The organism is Pseudomonas sp. 2822-15 (assembly GCF_002742515.1).
Lineage (GTDB): Bacteria > Pseudomonadota > Gammaproteobacteria > Pseudomonadales > Pseudomonadaceae > Aquipseudomonas > Aquipseudomonas salomonii.
Window position 1 is genome coordinate 1 of record NZ_LJRY01000419.1, and the last position, 238, is coordinate 238.

A 238-nucleotide genomic window follows, 5' to 3' on the forward strand; every position below is an offset into this window, starting at 1 on the left:
GTGATTTCTCTTTTAACTTTTGGATCTGCCAAAATAAATGGCATTCCACTATTAGCAGGAACGGTGACTTCAAGCTCTTGAAGCATAGAATCATGATTGGATAAGAAATTCCATAGTCCATCCCTAGATTCAGGGTCTAACCAAATGATTTCTTTCACCTTCAACATATTAGATTTAATAGTATAGATGACATATCCCCTTGCTTCATGCTCCTTATTATAATAGACCGCAATATTTC

At 35.3% G+C, this 238-nt stretch carries 1 protein-coding gene; it reads right to left on the minus strand.

Translation table 11 applies throughout. The features are described 5' to 3' along the window. A partial coding sequence (locus tag AOA59_RS31270) for a hypothetical protein (protein WP_218212246.1) occupies positions 1-238 on the minus strand: 238 nt, incomplete at both ends.